Here is a 20,647-nt window from a genome sequence, read left to right on the forward strand (position 1 = left end):
AAGAAACTGTCTGACACGCTGGCGAACCTCGCTGTTCCGATTTTGATGGCCCTTGTAGCAGAATGCTGCCGCCAGTCATCGCGGAATTCGGTCCGAAGCAAGGCTGGAGGTCAGGCGGGCGGAGCGCGAAGCCGTGAATAGCGAGAATGAGCGTCGCGTTGCCACGAAAACAGATCGATTTCCTCCAATCTCTGCTATCAACGAAATTGCTCACATTCTAAAGCCCAAGTGATTCCTTGACGACCGATCCGCTTCATATTCTCAAGACCGTCTATGGCTACGATGCCTTTCGTGGCCGGCAGGCGGAGATCGTCTCGCATGTGATGGCGGGCAACAATGCCTTCGTCCTGATGCCGACGGGCGGCGGAAAATCGCTTTGCTATCAGATACCGGCTCTTGCCCGGCCTGGCATGGGCGTCGTCATATCGCCGCTTCTGGCGCTGATGGCCGATCAGGTTTCGGCGCTGCGGCAGGCTGGCGTGAAGGCGGCGGCGCTCAATTCCGACCTTGGCGGCGATGACAGGCGCAATCTGTGGCGCGACGTTTCCGCCGGAACGCTCGACCTGCTCTATGTGGCGCCCGAGACCCTGTTGAAGCCGGATGTCGTGAAGCTCCTGACCAGCGTGCCGCTCTCGCTGATTGCCGTGGATGAAGCGCACTGTCTGTCGCAATGGGGGCATGATTTCCGGCCGTCCTATCGCCAGCTCGACGCGTTGACGGCGCATTTCCCCGATATACCGCGCATGGCGCTGACGGCCACCGCCGACGAGCCGACGCGGGCCGAAATCCTCTCGCACCTTCAGATCGATGAGCGCGATGCCTTCATCGCCGGCTTCGACCGCCCCAACATCCGCTATGTGATCATGGAGAAGGACAATCCGCGCGCGCAGCTGAAGCGCTTCCTTGTGGATCACGAAGGGGAAAGCGGCATCGTGTACTGCCTTTCGAAGCGCAGGACGGAGGAGACCGCCGAATGGCTGCGCGGCCTCGGCTATGACGCCCTCTCCTATCATGGCGGCATGGACAAGGCGGCGCGGGAGGCGAACCAGGCCCGCTTCCAGCATGAGGAAGCCGTCATCATGGTGGCGACCATCGCCTTCGGCATGGGCATCGACAAGCCGGATGTGCGCTTCGTCGCGCATATCGACCTGCCTGGAAGCATCGAGGCCTATTATCAGGAGACCGGGCGCGCGGGACGCGACGGCCTGCCTGCGGACGCGATGATGCTCTACGGCTATGAAGACATCGTGCTGCGCAGCCGCTTCATCGAGGAATCCGAAGCGCCGGATCAGCGCAAGCGCATGGAGCGGTTGAAGCTGGACACCCTTCTGGGCCTCGCCGAAACCGCGGGCTGCCGCAGGCAAGTGCTACTTTCCTATTTCGGCGACGAATGCGAGCCATGCGGCAATTGCGATACCTGCGCGGAGCCGCCAAGCCTGTTCGATGGGACGATAGCCGCCCAGAAGGTCTTGTCCTGCATCCACAGGACCGGCGAGCGCTTCGGGCAGGCTCATATCGTCGATGTGCTCTTGGGCGTCGAGAACGAGCGGATCAGCCGCTTCGGCCATGACCAGCTCTCGACCTATGGCATCGGGCGCGAGCATGACAACCGCACATGGCGGGCCATCATCCGCCAATTGATCGCGCACCGGCTGGTCGACGTCGATTTCGCCGGACATGGCGGCCTGTCGATCTCGGAGAGGGGCCGGCTGTTTCTGCGCGAAAAGCAGACGCTCATGCTGCGCGTGCCGCCAAAATCGAAACCGTCACGCGACAAGACCTCGCGCAGGCAGGCGGCAACCCAGTCCCTGCCCGAGCGGGACCAGGCCTTGTTCCAGGCGCTGCGCGAAAAGCGAATGCAACTCGCCCGCGCGCAGAACGTCCCGCCCTATGTGATCTTCCACGACCGCACGCTGATGGAACTGGCCGCCGCCCGCCCCACCTCACGGGATGAAATGGCCGGCGTGCCCGGCATCGGCGAAACCAAGCTCGATCGCTACGGCCCCGCTTTCCTCACCGTCATCACCGAGCATGGCGAGGACGCTTGAGCGCGGGGCTGCAACGCCTAACCTCCTGATTAAGATCTCCCACGTCCTGCGATGGGATTTCGCCCGTCATTTGTTCAGCCGCCCTCGTCAGGCGGCGCGTCGTGTTTGCCCCCACCTTTACTCATCTATTAAACATGCCTAAAGCTGGCTTGCTCACGAACATATATCGAAGTTCAAGTTGGTGCCTGGAATGGTCACGGACGAAAAGTCTCCGCTGCTGCATATGCTGACCCTGCATTATGCCGATCTGGTCCGGCACCTGACGAAAAAGCTCGGCAATGCCGCCTCCGCGCGCGACGTGGCGCAGGATACCTATCTGCGCTTGCGTCATCTGCCTGCTGAAACGCTGGTTCTCAGTCCACGCGCCTATATCTTCCGCGTCGCCAACAACATCGCGGTCGATTATCTGCGCGCGGAGACCTCCCGCGCCCGCTACTTCACAGCGGAGAATGGCCATGACCAGCCATTGGACGAACCGCTGCCGGACAGTGTGATCGATTACCGCCAGCGCCTCAAGATTCTGGAGCAGGCCGTCGATGAGCTCCCCGATAAATGCCGCGAGGTGTTCCTGATGCACAAATTCGACGGGTTGAGCCATGCGGAGATCGCCAATGCGCTCGGCATTTCGCGCAGCATGGTGGAAAAGCACATCATGAAGGCGCTTTCGCACTGCCGCGACCGGATGGCGGGCTTGCTCGATTGATTTTTTCATGGGCCGAGTGAGGGAAAGCCCCTCGAGAGCCGTCTTGTTTTCGATATGCGGCCGTCATTTCCGGTTCGCCCTCCTCCAAACTGGTTGCCGATGGCCCGAAGCAGCGACAATATTGCCAGCCAGACCGTTCGCGAAGCGGCGCTCGCATGGTTCGTGCGGATCAATTCCGGCGATGCCACGGTGGAGGATCGGCAGGCATTCGAGCGATGGCTCGCGGACGATGCCGCGCACCGTCGGGAATATGAAAAGCTTGCCGGCATCTGGTCTTCGATGGATGGCATAGACGATCCTCGCCGGCGACAGCCTGCACGCCGGGCCCTCCTTTCGCGACGCGTTTTCCTGGGCGGCGCGGCCACGCTTACGCTCGCCGGAGGGCTCTTCGCGCTGAACGGCGTGCCGGATTTCATCGCCAGCGACCATTATACCGGCACGTCCGAACTCAAATCGCTGACGCTGGCTGACGGAAGCATTGTCGATCTCGACGCCGATAGCGCCCTGTCCGTCGATTATACACCGGCGGCCAGACGGCTGTTCCTGCGGCGCGGTCGGGCTTTCTTCAAGGTGGCGAAGGATGCGAGCCGCCCCTTCATCGTCGAAGCCGCGGGCGGGCGCACCACTGCCCTTGGGACGGAATTCGTCGTCCACATGACCGATGACGACGTCATCGTCGCCGTCGAGGAAAGCGCTGTATCCGTCACGCCCGCGCCGGGCGCGATCGATACGCGGCTTCAAGCGGGTGAAAGCGCTTCCTATCAGGACGGGCGCATAAGCGCGGCACAGGGGGAGACGCTTGCGGCGGAAACCGCATGGCGGCGTGGCAAGCTTATATTCAACGACCAGCCGTTGCGGCGCGTCATAAACGATGTCAACCGCTATCGCCGCGGCACGATCCGCATCCTCGACAAGCGGCTGCTTTCCTTGCGCGTCAGCGGCATTTTCGACATCCGCAATCCGGATGGCGTGCTTGACGCCATCACCGGGACATTGCCGGTGAGAGCCACTGAGCTCACCCCCTATCTGGTGCTGCTGCGCCCCGCATAAGGGCGTGAATTTTTTTATGACTATTTTTTTCATATTTTAGGTGAGGGACTGCCCGCCGGGACTCGTCATGCCCTCGACGGACGCAAATCATCGCGTCCAACGGGGACAAAAGTTTTGCGTGAGAGGGACGGCATGCAGGGGTTCGGCAAATGTATATCGGTTGCAATCGGGGCGACTCTCGCCCGCGTGAATTTTGCGCTGCTGGCGACGGCGGCGATCTACCCCTCCATGGCGCAAGCCCAGGCGGCGCAGCCTGGACGCATAAGCTATGCCATTCCAGCGGCATCGCTCGGTAGCGCCCTTGCGCAGTTCGGCGAGCGCAGCAATCTGCAGGTGCTTTATCCCGCCGATCTCGCCCGTGGCCGCAATTCCCGCGCCGTGTCGGGAAATCTGACGCGGGAAGAGGCGCTGTCCAGGCTGCTGCGCGGGACCGGGCTCAGCTACCGCTTCACCAATGCCACGACCGTCACGCTCATCGAGACGACGGGGGCCACCACGGCGGACGCGGACACCGGGTCGATCGTTCTCGATCCGATCACCATCGATTCCCGTATCGAATCCGCATGGGGACAGGTCGGATATGTCGCCAAGCAGGGCTCCGCCGGCATGAAGACCGATACGCCCTTGATCGAAACGCCGCAGTCCATCTCCGTTGTCACGGCAAAGGAGATCGAAGCCCAGGGCGCGCAGACACTCGGCGCGGCATTGCGCTACGTGCCGGGCGTGACCGGCGAGCTCTATGGCGGCGACCTGCGCGGCAACGGTTTGCAATTGCGCGGCTTCAGTGCATATGACGAAGTATTCTATGTCGATGGGCTGCGCCTTAGAGGCACCGATTACGCATCCTTCCTGACGCTTGATGTATACGGCGCCGACGGGCTCGAGATCATGCGCGGTCCAAGCTCGGTGCTCTACGGCCAGATCGGCCCCGGCGGCATGATCAACTATGTCAGCAAGCGTCCGACTGAGGAGACCATCCGGGAAGTCGAGCTCAGCGCCGGCAGCTTCGACCGCTACCAGGCCCAGTTCGACGTGAGCGGGAAGCTCGACGAAGAAGGGGTCTTGACCGGCCGGGTGACCGGCTTGTTCCGGGATGGAGGCACCTTTGTCGACTATGTCGAGGACGACCGCATCTTCCTGTCATCGGCACTGAAATGGGCGCCGGATGCGGAGACGAGCCTGACGTTTCTTGCCAAATACCAGAAGGACAAGCAGGGCTGGGGCAACCAGTTCCTGCCGGCGCGCGGCACGGTCCTGCCCAACAGCAACGGCACCCTTCCCATAAGCCGCTTCGTCGGCGAACCCGGCCACGACTATTACAACACCTCGATGGCCATGCTCGGCTACGAATTCGAGCATACCTTCAACGACACCTGGACCATCAGGCAGAACGCCCGCTACGCCTATCTCGACAATGAGGCGTTTGGGGTTTTCGGTTCCGGCCTGGACGCCAACGAGCAAACCTACGAGCGATATACGGATGCGGGCCGCGTGACCGCCGGCACCTTCACCATCGACAACCAGGCGGAGGCCAATTTCGAAACCGGGGCACTCACCCACAAGCTGCTGCTGGGGCTCGATTATCAATACACCGACTACAGCGACTTCGGCGCAGGCGGCTCCATCGATCCGCTCGAGGATATCTTCAATCCGGTTTACGGCGCGCCGATCACGCCGCTTGACCCGTACCAGGACGCGGACAAGAAGCAGAACCAGTTCGGCATCTATGCGCAGGACCAGATAAAGCTCGGCAACTGGGCGTTCACGCTGGGCGGCCGGCACGATTGGTCGAAAACGAAGATCGACGACAATCTCAACGACAGCGCGAGCGAGCAGTCCGATAGCGCCTTTACCGGCCGCGCCGGGGTGGTCTATCTCGCGGAGAACGGGCTGGCGCCCTATGCCAGCTATTCCACATCCTTCATGCCCGAATTGGGCAGCGATCCCTCCGGTGACCCCTTCGAACCGGAAACCGGCGAGCAATATGAAATCGGCGTGAAATACCAGCCAACCGGCTGGAATTCCTTCATCACCGTCGCCGCCTTCGATCTCACCAAGCAGAACGTTGTCAGGAAGTTCGGCAACGTCACCGATCAGACCGGCGAAATCCGCTCGCGCGGCATCGAGGTGGAAGGCGTCGCAAGCCTCACCGCCGGGCTCGACCTGCGATTGGCCTACACCTATCTGGACACCGAAGTCACCAAGGGCGACGAAGTGACTCAAGACCATGTCCCCTATGGCGTGCCCAGCCACAAGGCATCGCTTTGGGCCGACTACACGATCCAGAGCGGCCGTTTTGAGGGCCTCGGCCTCGGCGCCGGTATCCGCTATATGGGTTCGACCTATGGCGATGACGCCAATTCCTTCAAGGTGCCTTCCGCCACGCTTGTCGACGCATCCGTCCACTATGCGTGGAAGGATCTGGACTTCAAGCTCAACGTCACCAACCTGTTCGACAAGCGATACGTCGCTTCCTGCTTCGACGAAAGTTTCGGCTGTTTCTATGGCGAGGGACGCCGTGTAACCGGCACCGTGAAATATAGCTGGTAGTTCGGTTGATGGTCGCTGCGATTACACGACGGGCGTTGTTTGGCGGGCTGGCGCTGGCCGGACTGGGTGGAGGTCGCGCCATCGCAAAGACGCGCCCGCCGCGCCGCGTGGTATGCCTCGAATGGACGTCAGCGGAGATGGTGACATCGCTCGGCATATCCCCCATCGCCGTCGGCGACCTCAAGGGCTATCGCGATTGGGTGATCGAGCCTGCACTTCCCGACTCCGTCCTCGATATCGGGTCACGCAGTGAGCCCAACCGGGAATTGCTGACAAAGCTGGAAGCCGATCTTATCGTCGGCGCCTATGGCTATGGGCTCGAAGAAAAGGAGTTCGTCCGCTTCGCACCCACCTTCAGCATTCCATTCTATGACGGAACCGCCTCGCCCTTTGCCCAAGCTGTCGCGGAAACCCGGAGGCTTGGAACCGTACTGGACCGCGAGCGGCAGGCAGAGCAATTGATCGCAGATGTCGAAAATACCATCGCGCGGGCGCGGGCGAAGCTTGCGCCCCTGGCAACGCGGCCTTTTTGCATCATCAGTATATTCGATGACCGTCATGTTCGGGTCTATGGCGCGGGAAGCCTGTTTCAGGATGTCATGGACAAGCTCGAGCTTACCAATGCATGGGTTCGGCCCACCACCTCCTGGGGCTTCGCGCAAATCGGCGTCGAGGATCTGGTCCTGGTCGGAGACGCCACGGTGATTTCGCTCGATCCCATTCCGAAGCATGTCCAGATCCGCATCGACAACAGCTCATTGTGGAACAATCTCCCCTGCGTCAGGAATGGCCGGGTGACCAGGATCGCGCCGGTCTGGCCTTTCGGCGGTCTTCTTGCAGCGCAGCGCTTCGCGGCATTGTTGGCAAATAGATGAACGCCGCTCTCCCTCCCGCCCGGCTTGCCGGTAGCCAAAGGACCCTGGTTCTGCTGGTCATGCTTCCCGTATTGCTGGCGGCGGCGCTGACGATCGCGGGCTTCCTGAAGCTCCTGCCGCTCGAACTGTGGTGGAAAGCCCTCGTTTCCACCGATCTCAACGATCCCCGGCAATTGCTTTTCCGCCATGCCGCGCTGCCGCGCCTCGTCATCGCGCCGCTTGCGGGCGCCGCCCTGGCGCTGACCGGAGTGCTCCTCCAGCAAATCCTGCGCAATCCACTGGCGGAACCAACCACCATCGGCACCAATGCCGGGGCAAGCCTCGCCATCACCATTGCAACGCTCTACGCCCCCTCAATGCTCGACGGGGGAAGAATCTGGGTCGCGCTCGCGGGAGGCGCGGCGAGCACGGCCTTCGTTTTCATGATCGCCCGCGACCGGGCCTTCTCACCCGTATCGATCATCATTACAGGCCTGATCATCAGCCTGACCTGCAGTTCGGCCAGCGCCCTTCTGATGGCGCTCAATCGGGAATATTCCGAGGAACTGTTCATCTGGCAAAGCGGATCGCTCATCCAGAATGGCGATGCAGGTGCTCTCGCCCTGATCCCCTGGCTGCTGACCGCACTGCTTGCAGCCTTCATGCTTCTGCGCCCGCTGATCTTGCTCGAACTGGGCCAGGAGGGCATACGCAATCTCGGCTCCCGTCCTGCCTTCATCCGCATGGGGGGCCTGTGCCTGGCCGTCACCTTGAACAGCGTCGTCGTCGCTTATACCGGCGTCATCAGCTTTGTCGCGCTTGCCGCCCCTGCCCTCACGCAGATCATGGGCGCGCGCACCTTGCGCAAGCGCCTCGTCTGGGCGCCGCTGGCCGGAGCCTCCCTGCTGTGGCTGACCGACCGGCTGGTGCAAATCGCGCCCTTTCCCTCGGAAGTACCCGCGGGTACGGCGACCGCCCTCCTCGGCGCGCCGCTGCTCCTGTTCCTCCTCGCCAAAGTGCGTGCAATGCCGGAACCCGCCCCACCGGGCCTTCTTTCCGAACGGCGCGGCTCTTGGCGAAACATCGGCATCGGTTGCGCCGTACTCGCCGGTACGGTCATTGCCTCCCTTGCGTTCGGCCGCGGTATCGACGGCTGGCATTGGACCTTGTCGGCTGAACTGCTGGAGTTGCGCGCGCCGCGCGTCTTCACCGCGTTGGGATGCGGCATCATGCTGGCGCTTGCGGGCACGCTCATGCAGCGCATGACCGGCAATCCCATGGCCGCGCCGGAAATTCTCGGCGTTTCCGGCGGCGCTACCATCGGCGTGCTGGCGCTGATGCTTGTCACCACAGGCATCGACCATGTCATGATGCTCGTCGCGGCCTCTACCGGTTCGCTCGGGGCGCTTTTCGCTTTGCTGGCCGTTGGCCGCCGCAACCGCTTTTCCGGCGGACAGCTCCTGCTATCAGGGGTGTCGGTGACGACGATCGCCTCATCCTTCTCGGCCCTGTTCATCGCGTCGGGCGATCAAAGGCTGGAATATCTCCTCGCCTGGATGGCAGGCTCGACCTATCGCGCCGATACCGCCGACGCCATCATCGCCTCGGCGACGGCGCTGGTCCTCCTGGCCGCCCTCCCCCTGACGGCCCGCTGGCTCGATATCCTGCCGCTTGGGTCGACAAGCGCGCAAGCCCTCGGCCTGACATTGAAACGTGCGCGTCTTCTGCTCATGCTGCTGATTGCGATCCCCACGGGCGTCGCGACCCTGCTCATCGGCCCGCTGAGCTTCGTCGGGCTGATGGCTCCGCATCTTGCCCGAACCCTCGGCTTCCATCGCGCGTTGCCGCAGCTCTTCGCCTCGGCGCTGGCCGGCGGCCTCATCCTCCTTGCCGCCGACTGGCTGGGCCGGACGATGATCTTTCCCTGGCAAATCCCCGCCGGCCTTCTTGCCGCCTTCATCGGCGGACCGTATTTCATGTTCAGTCAGAGGCGCCGCTGAACATCGAGGTTCGGATGAATTTGATGCATCCGCTCCAGCAATTCTATCTGGCCGGCTGCTAAAGCATTTCGCAGTTAAATGGCCTCATTTAACGACCGCGACAATGCGACAAACTAAGAATCTAGAGCGAGCGCAATGGGTACGATTAAGCGCGACCCGCTCTAGGTCAAACGCCTCACGAGTCCGGCTCACGAAGCCTGTATCCTACTCCCGTTTCTGTAATGATATATTGCGGCTGGTCCGGCGTTTTCTCTATTTTGTGCCTGAGCTGCCGCACATAGACGCGCAGATATTGAACGTCGGTGCTTTCATTCCAGACATTCTTGAGAATATGCTGGTGCGTGATGACCTTGCCGGCATGCTGCACGAGAAGGCGCAGAATGTCGTACTCCTTCGGCGAAAGCTTGATTTCCCTGTCTGCGATCTTCACGATCCTTTTCACGAGATCCACCGACAGGTCACCTGTCTGGAAAGCAGGACGCTCCCCCTGCTGCTGCAGCCGGTGGCGGAGCGCGACCCGGATGCGGGCGGCAAGTTCCCGCATGCCGAACGGCTTGGTGAGATAATCGTCCGCTCCCAGTTCGAGAGCCTTGACGATGCCTGCTTCGTCGGTACGGCTCGACAGGATAATGATCGGCAGTTCAAGCTGCTCGCCGCGCCAGCGCACCAGTAGATCATGTCCCGAGATGTCGGGAAGTCCCAAATCGAGAAGGATCAAATCCGGCTTGTCCCTGCTGATGCAGGCGATCGCCTCCTCGGCGTTCTGCGCCTCCAGAACGGCGTAGCCCTCGGTCGTCAAGCCGACCCTCAGCAGCTTGCGGATCGGCGGTTCGTCATCGACAACGAGTATCTTGACCGTGGATGTACTCATGATTTGCCATCCAGATTGGCGGGCTCCGGCGCGCTTGGAAACCTGACCGTGAAAATCGCCCCGGACCGGTCAGTGCGATTGCTCGCCTCGATCGTGCCTCCCATGGCTTCGACAAACCCCTTGCAGATTGCGAGGCCGAGGCCCGTACCGGCCTGCACCTTATCTCTTTTGCGAACCCGGTAGAAGCTGTTGAATATCTTGGTGAGATCCTCCGGCGGAATGCCCGGCCCTTCGTCGATAACCTGAAGCACAACATGCGCATCATCCGCCCAGGCTCGAATAAGCACGCGCGACCCGGCGGGCGCATATTTCCGCGCATTGTCGAGGAGATTGAACAGCACCTGCTCGAACAACACCGGATCGAGCCTCACCATCGGGAGGTCTTCGGGAATGGCCAGTTCAACTTGATGCCCTCCCAGTATTTTCTCCGTGCGGCGAAGCGTGCTTCCGACAATGTCGCCGATATAGTTCGGCGAGGAAGAAGCGTCCGTAGCGCCCGATTCCAGCTTCGTCATATCGAGGAGGTTGGCTATGAAACGGTTGAGGCGCTCCGACTCCTCGACAACCGTCGAAAGCAATTCCGCTCGGTCGGCTTCCGGCAGAGACAATGAATAATCCCGCAATGTCCCGGCTGCCCCCAGGATGGATGCAAGCGGCGTCTTGAGATCATGCGAAAGGGAAGCCAGAAGAGCCGAGCGGAGCCTGTCGGCCTCAGCAGCAAGCCTGGCATTGTCGACATCGACCGCAAGCTGGATACGCTCGATCGCCAGGGCTGCCTGATCGGCAAGGGAATCGAAGAGGCGCTGCTGGTCAGGCGACAGAACCGGTCCCTGCTTGTCATTGTCGAGCCCGACCACACCGACACGATTGCGCCCCGTTCTGAGCGGCAGATAAAGACGCTTGGCTCCCGGCAGGGTATCGGCGCCGCGTCCCGCCGGGCGGTCATGCTCCCATGCCCAATAGGCCGCGGCAATATCGGAATCATCGAGCGTATCGTCCGGCGGATAACCCGCCTCCACCGCAATGCGCCCGTCCCGCGGCAGGAGGATCACCACTCTGACGCGAAGCATGTATGCGATCTGATAGACAGTCGCCCATAGCACGTCTTCCAGCGTGCCGGCCCCCGCAAGTTTCTTGCTGAAAAGATAGAGCGCTTCAGTCGCCCGCGCGCGCACGCGCGCCGTTGCCGCCTGCCGTTGCACCAAGCTGGCAAGATTGCTGGCAATGATCGCCACGCCAAGGAAGAAGCCGAACGCGACCGTGCTTTCGGGATCTCTGATATCCAGCGTATAGAGCGGGTCAAGAAAGAAGAAGTTGAACGCCGCCGCGCTCACCGCCGAAGCGAACAATGCCGGCCATAGGCCGCCCCGAAGTGCTGCGCCGAGCACGGCCATCAGAAAGACCAGCGCAATATTGCGGACATCGAGGAAGCGTGACAGGACCTGCCCGATTATCACCGCCACCGCCACATAGGCGGTGCTCCACAGATAGGGCGCAAGCTCGAATTGCAGGCGCGATTTCGGGGCGGCGGCCACGCCCGACGCACCATCCTTGTCATTGCTTGTCGAAATCACATGGATGCTGATATCGCGCGCCGAGCGGATCAGATCATGGGAAACCGAACCGGACAGAAGCTCGCGCCAGCGGGGCGTGACCGGCATTCCTATGATGATATGCGTGTAGTTGTTCGCCATGGCGTAGGCGAGAATTTCCTCCGAGACATTCTCGCCCGGCAGGGTCACCGCTTCCGCGCCGAGCTGTTCGGCAAGCCGGAGCGCGGCGGCGATCTTGTTTTTGTCGGCCTCGGAAAGCCGCGCATCCTTGCTGGTTTCTATGTGAACCGCGGCCCAGGGCGCGCGCATCCGGTCGGCCTGACGGCGTCCATAACGCACGAGGGAGAGGGCGCCGGGCCGCGCGTTGACGCAGACGAGAACCCGTTCGCCTGCCGCCCAGGGACCGCGGATCGCATGCGCCTGCATATGCGTGACGAGCTGGTCATCGACGCGCTGCGCGGTGCGCCGGAGCGCCAGTTCGCGCAATGCGGTCAAATTGCTGGGCGAGAAATAATTCTGTACCGCCCGCTTGGCGGTCCTGGGCAGATAGACCTTGCCCTCATTGAGCCGCTTGATGAGGTCGCCCGGCGTAATATCGATGATTTCGATGTCGTCGGCCCTGTCGATGATGGAGTCGGGCACGGTCTCGCGCACGCGGATACGCGTGATCTGCGCGACCACATCGTTGAGACTTTCGACATGCTGGATATTCAGCGTCGTATAGACGTCGATGCCGTTCGCCAGCAGCTCCTCGACATCGAGATAGCGCTTCGGGTGGCGGCTGCCGGGCGCGTTGGTGTGTGCCAGCTCGTCGACCAGCACCAATTGCGGCCGGCGTTGCAGGATCGCGTCGATATCCATCTCGTTGAGAACGTGGCCGCGATAGGGAACCGCGCGGCGCGGGACGATCTCGAAGCCGTCCACCAGCGCTTCCGTCTCCGCGCGGCCATGGGTCTCGACCACGCCGATGACCACATCCACGCCATCCGCCATCCGCGCCCGGCCGGACATGAGCATCTCGTAGGTCTTGCCGACGCCCGGCGCTGCCCCAAGGAATATCTTGAGACGGCCCCGGTCTTCGGCCTGGGCGCTTTCCAGCAATGCCTCCGGCGATGGCCGTATCGGATCGTTTGCCACTTGAGCCTTGGCCTTTCGACAAAATGGACCGTATATTTAGTACAGATGCTACGGCAATTCCATTCAGCCTTGGTTGACGCCGTCCAGAGCCAGGTTCAGCTTCAGCACATTGACCACCGGCTCGCCGATGATGCCCAGGAGGCGAGGCTCGATATGCGCCTCGACCATGGCGCGGACGGCGCTTTCCTCAAGTCCGCGCGCCTTGGCGACGCGCGGCACCTGGAAATAGGCTGCCTCGGGGCTGATATCCGGGTCGAGCCCGCTGCCCGAAGTGGTGACCAGATCCATCGGGACCGGGCTGTCCGGGTTCTCCGCGCGCAGCTTTTCCGCTTCCCCCTTGATCCGGTCGATCAAGGCCGGATTGGTGGGGCCGAGATTGGAGCCTGACGAGGCGGCCGCATCATACCCCTCCTTGCCCGCAGCCGACGGGCGGCCATGGAAGTAGCGGTCTTGCTTGAAATTCTGGCCGATCAGCTCGGACCCGATAACCGTGCCATTGCGCTCAACCAGGCTGCCATTTGCCTGGTGGGGAAAGATCATCTGCGCAATGCCGGTCATGCCGAGCGGATAGACCAGGCCGGTGATGATGGTGAGGGCGACGATCATCAAGATCGCTGGGCGGATTTGCTTGAGCATGGCTTTTCTTCCTTAAACGAGGCCGAGGGCAGTGATGGCCATGTCGATGACCTTGATCCCAATGAACGGGACAATGACGCCGCCCAGGCCATAGATGAGCAGGTTGCGGGAAAGGAGCGCTCCCGCTCCGATCGCGCGGTACTTGACTCCCTTCAGCGACAGCGGGATGAGCGCGACGATGATCAGCGCGTTGAAGATGATCGCGGACAGGATCGCGCTTTGCGGCGTCGCGAGCCCCATGATGTTGAGCGCGCCGAGCTGCGGATAGAAAGCCAGGAACATCGCGGGGATGATGGCGAAATACTTGGCGATGTCATTGGCGATGGAGAACGTGGTCAAGGCCCCGCGGGTCATCAGCAATTGCTTGCCGATTTCCACGATCTCGATCAGCTTGGTCGGGTCACTGTCGAGATCGACCATGTTGCCCGCCTCGCGCGCGGCCACCGTGCCGGTGTTCATGGCAACGCCGACATCGGCCTGCGCGAGCGCCGGAGCGTCATTGGTGCCGTCGCCGCACATGGCGACGAGCTTGCCCTTGGCCTGCTCCTCGCGGATAAGCTGGAGCTTGTTTTCGGGCGTCGCCTGGGCAAGAAAGTCGTCCACGCCCGCTTCGGCTGCAATGGCCGCCGCCGTCATGGGATTATCGCCTGTTATCATGACCGTGCGGATGCCCATCTTGCGCAGTTCGGCGAAGCGTTCGCGAATGCCGCCCTTGACGATGTCCTTCAAATAGATGACGCCAAGCAAGCGGCCATCCTTGACCACGGCGAGCGGCGTGCCGCCCTGCTTGGCGATCTCGCCGGCGATGGCCTGTACTTCCCTTACGCTTTCCGCGCTGGGGCGCGGCGCGCCCGTTGCGACGCCGGCGTGGTCGACATGCCTCAGCACCGCGTCGACGGCGCCCTTGCGGATCGAGGAGCCTTCGACGTCGACGCCGCTCATCCGCGTCTGCGCGGTGAATGGGACGAAAGTTGCGTTGAGGCTCGCCATGTCGCGCCCGCGAATGCCGTATTTCTCCTTGGCCAGCACGACGATTGAGCGGCCTTCCGGCGTTTCGTCCGCGAGCGAGGCAAGCTGCGCGGCATCGGCCAGATCGCGCTCCGTCACACCCTTGATGGGCCGGAATTCGCTGGCCTGCCGGTTGCCGAGCGTGATGGTGCCGGTCTTGTCGAGAAGCAGCGTATCCACATCGCCCGCCGCTTCCACCGCGCGGCCGGACATGGCCAGAACGTTAAACCGGACGAGCCGGTCCATGCCCGCAATACCGATGGCCGAAAGAAGCGCGCCGATGGTGGTTGGGATCAGCGTGACGAACAGCGCCACCAGAACGATGACGGGGATATAGCCATTGGCATAGGTTGCGAAGCTCGGGATCGTGACCGTCGCCATCACGAAGATCAGCGTCATGCCGGCAAGCAGGATGTTGAGCGCGATTTCGTTCGGCGTCTTCTGCCGTTCCGCCCCCTCGACGAGGGCGATCATCTTGTCGATGAAAGTGGAGCCGGCAGCGGCGGTTATGCGCACGCGGATCCAGTCCGAGAGCACCTGCGTACCGCCGGTTACGGCTGACCGGTCGCCGCCCGATTCACGGATGACCGGAGCAGACTCGCCGGTGATGGCCGCCTCGTTGACCGAGGCGACCCCTTCGATCACCTCGCCGTCCGACGGGATGATATCGCCGGCCTCGACCATGACGACGTCTCCGACCTTCAGGCTGTTGCCGGGGACGATCTTGTAGGCCGAGTTGTCGCCGTCAAGGAGCTTCGCCTGTGTTTCGGTCCGTGTGCGCCGCAGCGATTCCGCCTGCGCCTTGCCGCGGCCTTCGGCGACGGCTTCCGCAAAATTGGCGAAAAGAACCGTGAACCAGAGCCACAGCACGATCTGGAGCGAAAAGCCGATATTCGCCCCGCCGACGGCGATGTCATTGACCAGCAGGACCGTCGTCAGCATTGAGACGATGGCGACGACGAACATGACCGGATTCCTGGCAAGGCTCATCGGATTGAGCTTCCGAAAGGCATCGCCGATGGCCGGCAGGAGGATGCGAGCGTCCATAATGCTCGTGGATTTTAACTGGCTCATGGGAGACTCCAGGAGATTCAGAAGGTTTGTCCGGCGATCATGGCGAGGTGCTCCACGATCGGCCCGAGCGCGAGCGCCGGAAAAAAGGTGAGACCGCCCACAATCAGGATGACGCCGACGAGGAGGCCTACGAACAGCGGCCCATGCGTCGGGAACGTCCCTGCCGATTCCGGAACCGTTTTCTTCATGACGAGCGAACCGGCAATCGCCATGGCCGGGATGATGACCATGAATCGTCCCATCAGCATGGCGAGGCCAAGCGTGATGTTGTACCAGACGGTGTTTGCCGAGAGGCCGCCGAAGGCCGAGCCGTTATTGGCGGCCCCGGAAGTGTAGGCATAGAGGATTTCCGAGAAACCATGCGGCCCCTGATTGGCGATTGAGCCGACGCCGGCCGGCAGCACGACAGCGATGGCAGTGAAGCCCAGCATGGCGAGCGGCAGGCAGAGCACGCCCAGCATCGCCATCTTGACTTCCTTGGCTTCGATCTTCTTGCCGAGATATTCCGGCGTACGTCCGACCATGAGGCCAGCAACGAAGACCACCACCACCACAAAAAGCAGGATGCCGTAGAAGCCCGCACCGACGCCGCCGATGATGATCTCGCCCAGCATCATGTTGATGAGCGGAATCATGCCGCCCAGCGCCATGAAGCTGTCATGCATGGCATTGACCGCACCGCAGGAAGCCGCGGTGGTGATGACCGCGAACAGGGCTGACAAGGGGATACCGAAACGGACCTCCTTGCCCTCCATATTGCCGCCCTCGATGCCGAGCGCATGGACGAGCGGATTGCCGGCGGCTTCAGCCCAATAGCAGACGGCAACGCCCGCCAGGAAAAGCACGCCCATCGCGGCAAAGATCGCCCAACCCTGCTTCTGGTTGCCGACCATACGTCCGAAAACATTGGTCAGCGCGGCGCCGATGGCGAAGATAGCAACCATGTGGATGAGGTTGGTGAGCGCCGTCGGGTTCTCGAACGGATGCGCGGCGTTGACGCTGAAGAAACCGCCGCCATTGGTGCCCAGATGCTTGATCATCATCTGCGACGCCACCGGCCCCTGGGCGATCGTCTGCTGCGCGCCTTCGAGCGTGGTCGCGACCGTGTAGGGGTTCAAGTTCTGCGGCACGCCCTGCCACACCAGCACCAGCGTGCCGATCACGCAGACCGGCAGGAGGATGTAGAGCACCGAACGAACAAGATCGGTCCAGAAATTGCCGAGCGTCTTCGCCGATTTGCGCGCAAAGGCCCGGATCAGCGCCACGGCAATGGCGATGCCCGTCGCGGCGGACACGAAATTCTGCACGTTGAGGCCCACCATCTGGGTGAGATACGACATCGTGGTCTCGCCGCCATAGTTCTGCCAGTTGGTGTTCGTCATGAAGCTGGCAGCGGTGTTGAAGGCGAGGTCAGCCGGGATATCGCCCATGCCGGCCGGATTATACGGCAGCGCACCCTGAAAACGCTGAATGAAGTACAGCGCAAGGAAGCCCGCCAGGTTGAAGAGCAGCATTGCCGCCGTGTAGGTCGTCCAGTGCTGCTCTTCCTGTTCACTGGTGCCGGCGATGCGGTAAAGACCACGCTCGATCGGACCCAATATGGACGACAGCAATGTGCGTTCGCCGTCGAAGACACGCGTCATGTAACCGCCGAGCGGCTTCACGAGCAGAATTATGATCCCGCAATAGAGCAGTATCTGTAGCCATCCGTTGAAAGTCATGATGTGTCACCCTTGATCAGAACCGCTCGGGGCGAGCCAGGGCGTAAACCAGATAACAAGTGACGAACACTGCTACCGCTCCGCCGAGAATATATTCGAGGATCATTTTCTCACGTCCTGTCAGAGTTTTTCGCACGCGCGGATGTACCCGAACATCAGCACGAAAAATCCAAGGCCTATTGCCAGTATGAGGATGTCCATTGCTCCACCTCCAGCGCCACGGTTGATGTCAGTGAACGGCGATGACGGTTAAGCGCGCCGCCACGGTGACCAACTCTTCCGGTCCGCATGGGGACATGCAGGCCAACTGAAGAATTTGGCGGACTATAACTCTAAACCGCATATAGGTTCGAGAGAATACACGAAGCGAAAATATATAAATTTCATAGTAAAACATGGCTTCCCTATAAGATATCCATATAAGGACGTTTTCTCAAGGGAAGCGAATTGGATCGAAGAGAAAAAAGAAGTGGAACGATTGGCGATCCGAAATTGGTCTGGAAACGGAAGAGCCTCGGTCCCGTTTCCCCGTCATGGCTATAGGCCCGTCACCAGTTTTTCTGAACAAGTTCGCCCGATGCGGAACAAGCGTAGAAGCCCGCCGAGGGGCCGAAGGCGTGGGTCGTCGCAAGTGCGACTGCCGGGCGAGCCCCTTCTTCGGGCGAATGGCCCGGTCCGTTGCCGGTCATGTCGGTGGATGTCAGGCCAGGGTCCACCGCATTCACTTTGATCCCTTCGCGATCCAGTTCCTTGGCCAGCTTGACAGTCAGCATATTGAGCGCCGTCTTCGAAGCGCAATATCCGCCAAACCCGACCGTCCAGGTCTCGCTGCGCATATCGAGAGCATCGGTGAGCGAACTCAGGCCGCTGCTCATCATCACGATCCGGGCAGCCTTTGATTTGCGCAACAATGGCAGGAAAGCCTGGGTAACGCGCAATACCCCAAATACGTTGGTCTCGAACATCTCCTTGACCTCGTCCAGCGATTCCTCGGCCAGAGAGGGAGGCGGCCCGAACATGAGGCCGGCATTGTTGACCAGTACGTCAAGGGCGCCAATCTCGTTTTCTATGGTCCTGGCCGCATTGGCGACGCTGGCGTCATCCGTCACATCAAGCTGTACGGCCCGGGCGTCGATACCCTCCTGGCGCAGCTCACGCGCTGCCGCCTCACCCCTCGATACGTCCCGGCACCCCAGCCAGACCGAGTGGCTATTCACGCCTAGCTGCCGCGCGATGGCCAGGCCGATGCCCTTGTTCGCCCCGGTGATGAGCGCGGAGGATGTTGCTTGAGTCATTATGGCGTCCCTGATCGTTTCGATGGCAGAGACATACTACGATAATCGTATTATTCAACGCTCGTAGTTTGCAATTTTCTGTGTCAGGCGGAGAAACTCGGCCTGCTCCGCGGGGTCGAGCGCCTCCAGCATTGCTCGGCAAGCATCCCGATACCCCTCCATATAGCCTGCGACCACCTCTTGTCCCTTCGACGTAATCGTCAGGGCGACCGAACGCCGGTTTGCCTCCGGACGCAGTCGCTCGATCATTTCCCGACGGACCAGGCGGTCGGCCGAAGAAGACATCGTCGTCAGTGCAACCTGGAGGTTCTGGGCGACATCCCCCAAGCGGCATTCAGGATGCTCATTGACGAATAGAAGGGCTTGGACATCGAGGGCATTAAGCGCGTTTTGCGTCGCGGCTGCCGCCTCGGCAACCTTGAAACGGCGGGTAAAGCGCTCGAAAGTGAGCGTGAGTTGTGCAATTTGTTCAGGCGTAGGTTCTGTCATAACCGGTATTAAGCATGTCCGCTTGGCGAACGTAAGCCATGGACGAAAGGCATCTGCGTCTCGACCACGCCGCGCTCGATTTACAAGGCGGGGAGGATGCGCGCTGGAAACGACAATATTCCATGCCGCGCGTCAAACTCGAAAGTTGGTCGATTACGTTACGGGTCGGCCGTCGGTAAATACCCTAGCCTGCTGCTGACGCTGAGCTTCGGTTCGGGATCATACTTTGCCAGAAAGTCGCCACAGTCTAACCTGGATGCTGCCAGCACCATCAGGCGAAAACAGCTCTTGCTGGACCTGCCAGGTATCGCTGGCCGCTAGAAACGGACCGCGGCGCAAGCCGAATTCTCCGACAAGAGAGGTGGCTCGGTTTGTCTGAACAGTTTCGGGCGTTTTGCTAAGTGGATTTCCGCCTCGATTATGCCGCCACCATCATTGGTGCAAGCGCGTTGAAGTAGGCCTGATCCGGCGTCTGCCGGTCAAGGGATGAATGTGGGCGTCGGCTATTGTAAAAGGTCAGATACCGGCTAATGCCGATGCGGGCTTCAGACACGGTCTTGTAGGCGTGGAGGTATACTTCTTCGTATTTGATCGAACGCCAGAGCCGTTCGACGAACACGTTGTCCCGCCACGCACCCTTGCCGTCCATCGATATGGCAATCTCAGCCTTCTTCAGCACGGCGGTGAAGTCGATGGAGGTGAACTGCGATCCCTGGTCGGTGTTGAAGATTTCAGGCTTGCCGTAACGCGCAAGTGCCTCCTCGACCGCTTCGATACAGAAGTCTGCTTCCATCGTGATTGACAATCGCCAGGACAGAACCCGCCGACTGAACCAGTCCACGACGGCGCAGAGGTAGACGAAGCCACGCGCCATGGGGATGTAAGTCAGGTCCATCGCCCAGACCTGGTTGGGCCTTGTGACCGCCAGCTTGCGCAGGAGATAAGGGTAAATCTTGTGCCCTGACGCGGGTTTGGAGGTATTCGGGCGACGATAGATCGCCTCGATGCCCATCTTCTTCATCAGTGTGGCGACGTGCAGCCGCCCGGCATTCAACCCTTCTCCTCTCAAAAGCCCCTGCAACATTCGACTTCCGGCAAAAGGGTAGTCGAGATGCAGTGCGTCGATCCGGCGCATCAAAGCCAGATCGACGTCCGATACTGAACGTGGAGAATAGTACACGCTGCCACGGCTGAAGCCGAGAAGCTTCGCCTGACGTGCGACCGACAGTTTGTGTGAGCGGTCGATCATTTCTTTCCGCCCAGCAATCCCGCCTTGCCGAGCGCTCCGGCTAAAAAATCGTTCTCCAATGTCAGCTCGCCGATCTTGGCGTGCAGCGTTTTGACATCGACGGTTGGTCCCGCTGGTTCCGTCTTCGCTTCATCGCCGAAAACGCCTGTCGCCCCCTCAAAGAGCTGGTCTTTCCACTGTTTGATCTGGTTGGCATGCACGTCGAACTGCTGGGATAATTCCACCAGCGTCTGCTCGCCTCGGATGGCGGCGAGCGCCACTTTTGCCTTGAAAGCCGGGCTGTGGTTCCGGCGCGGTCGTCTCGTCATGGTATCTCCTGTTCCCGGCATCTAAGCCGAAGTCAGGTTCGCGGTAGGGACGTCCATTACTGGACGCCCCCCGCACAGATCCCCGCAAGCGGCTTGCCCGC

Annotated in this window: 15 protein-coding genes; 6 read left to right on the forward strand and 9 right to left on the reverse strand. The window is 61.2% G+C overall.

Annotated features, from left to right (window positions below):
• Positions 1-236 precede the first annotated feature (236 nt).
• From recQ to fhuB, 6 genes are all read left to right on the forward strand, one after another.
• Positions 237-2,048, forward strand: a complete 1,812-nt coding sequence (gene recQ, locus IEX53_RS16955; protein WP_188825366.1) for a DNA helicase RecQ — start codon at positions 237-239, stop codon at positions 2,046-2,048.
• Positions 2,049-2,238: 190 nt separating this feature from the next.
• Positions 2,239-2,751 (forward strand): sigma-70 family RNA polymerase sigma factor, encoded by a 513-nt coding sequence (locus IEX53_RS16960; RefSeq protein ID WP_188825367.1) that lies wholly within the window; start codon positions 2,239-2,241, stop codon positions 2,749-2,751.
• Between the two features lie 99 nt (positions 2,752-2,850).
• A complete protein-coding gene (locus IEX53_RS16965; protein WP_188825368.1) occupies positions 2,851-3,801 on the forward strand; it encodes a FecR family protein in 951 nt (316 codons plus the stop codon).
• 114 nt (positions 3,802-3,915) lie between these two features.
• Positions 3,916-6,351, forward strand: a complete 2,436-nt coding sequence (locus IEX53_RS16970; protein WP_236016242.1) for a TonB-dependent siderophore receptor — start codon at positions 3,916-3,918, stop codon at positions 6,349-6,351.
• An 8-nt stretch (positions 6,352-6,359) separates the two neighbouring features.
• Positions 6,360-7,226, forward strand: coding sequence for an ABC transporter substrate-binding protein (locus IEX53_RS16975; protein ID WP_188825369.1), 867 nt, complete (start codon positions 6,360-6,362; stop codon positions 7,224-7,226).
• A complete protein-coding gene (gene fhuB / locus IEX53_RS16980) occupies positions 7,223-9,205 on the forward strand; it encodes a Fe(3+)-hydroxamate ABC transporter permease FhuB (RefSeq protein ID WP_188825370.1) in 1,983 nt (660 codons plus the stop codon). The genes IEX53_RS16975 and fhuB overlap by 4 nt, the downstream gene beginning before the upstream one ends.
• Before the next feature lie 175 nt (positions 9,206-9,380).
• Here fhuB and IEX53_RS16985 read toward each other — a convergent pair whose 3' ends face one another.
• The 9 genes from IEX53_RS16985 to IEX53_RS17025 all read right to left on the reverse strand — a co-directional run bounded on the left by IEX53_RS16985 (position 9,381) and on the right by IEX53_RS17025 (position 20,546).
• On the reverse strand, positions 9,381-10,076 hold the full coding sequence (locus tag IEX53_RS16985; protein WP_188825371.1) for a response regulator transcription factor: 696 nt from the start codon (positions 10,074-10,076) through the stop codon (positions 9,381-9,383).
• Positions 10,073-12,766: a DUF4118 domain-containing protein gene (locus IEX53_RS16990; protein ID WP_188825372.1), complete on the reverse strand. Its 2,694-nt coding sequence runs from the start codon at positions 12,764-12,766 to the stop codon at positions 10,073-10,075. Before IEX53_RS16990 ends, IEX53_RS16985 begins: the two co-directional genes overlap by 4 nt.
• Before the next feature lie 63 nt (positions 12,767-12,829).
• The gene (kdpC, locus tag IEX53_RS16995; RefSeq protein ID WP_188825373.1) at positions 12,830-13,402 is read right to left on the reverse strand and encodes a potassium-transporting ATPase subunit KdpC; all 573 of its coding nucleotides are present in this window, start codon (positions 13,400-13,402) and stop codon (positions 12,830-12,832) included.
• 12 nt (positions 13,403-13,414) lie between these two features.
• Positions 13,415-15,484: a potassium-transporting ATPase subunit KdpB gene (gene kdpB, locus IEX53_RS17000; RefSeq protein WP_188825374.1), complete on the reverse strand. Its 2,070-nt coding sequence runs from the start codon at positions 15,482-15,484 to the stop codon at positions 13,415-13,417.
• A gap of 17 nt (positions 15,485-15,501) precedes the next feature.
• Entirely contained in the window at positions 15,502-17,205 is a 1,704-nt protein-coding gene (gene kdpA, locus IEX53_RS17005; protein WP_188825375.1) for a potassium-transporting ATPase subunit KdpA, read from the reverse strand.
• A 16-nt stretch (positions 17,206-17,221) separates the two neighbouring features.
• Positions 17,222-17,311 (reverse strand): K(+)-transporting ATPase subunit F, encoded by a 90-nt coding sequence (gene kdpF / locus IEX53_RS17010; RefSeq protein ID WP_188825376.1) that lies wholly within the window; start codon positions 17,309-17,311, stop codon positions 17,222-17,224.
• A gap of 442 nt (positions 17,312-17,753) precedes the next feature.
• Positions 17,754-18,500, reverse strand: a complete 747-nt coding sequence (locus tag IEX53_RS17015; protein WP_188825377.1) for an SDR family oxidoreductase — start codon at positions 18,498-18,500, stop codon at positions 17,754-17,756.
• A 54-nt stretch (positions 18,501-18,554) separates the two neighbouring features.
• The gene (locus IEX53_RS17020) at positions 18,555-18,989 is read right to left on the reverse strand and encodes a MarR family winged helix-turn-helix transcriptional regulator (protein ID WP_188825378.1); all 435 of its coding nucleotides are present in this window, start codon (positions 18,987-18,989) and stop codon (positions 18,555-18,557) included.
• Between the two features lie 418 nt (positions 18,990-19,407).
• Positions 19,408-20,546, reverse strand: a protein-coding gene (locus tag IEX53_RS17025; RefSeq protein WP_188825379.1) for an IS3 family transposase whose coding sequence is annotated in 2 segments (ribosomal slippage) — positions 19,408-20,279 and positions 20,279-20,546 — 1,140 coding nt in all. Because the reading frame shifts where the segments join, the coding sequence is not laid out codon by codon here.
• Positions 20,547-20,647 lie beyond the last annotated feature (101 nt).

It is taken from the genome of Paramesorhizobium endophyticum (assembly GCF_014640615.1).
In the GTDB taxonomy this organism is placed as follows: Bacteria; Pseudomonadota; Alphaproteobacteria; order Rhizobiales; family Rhizobiaceae; genus Paramesorhizobium; species Paramesorhizobium endophyticum.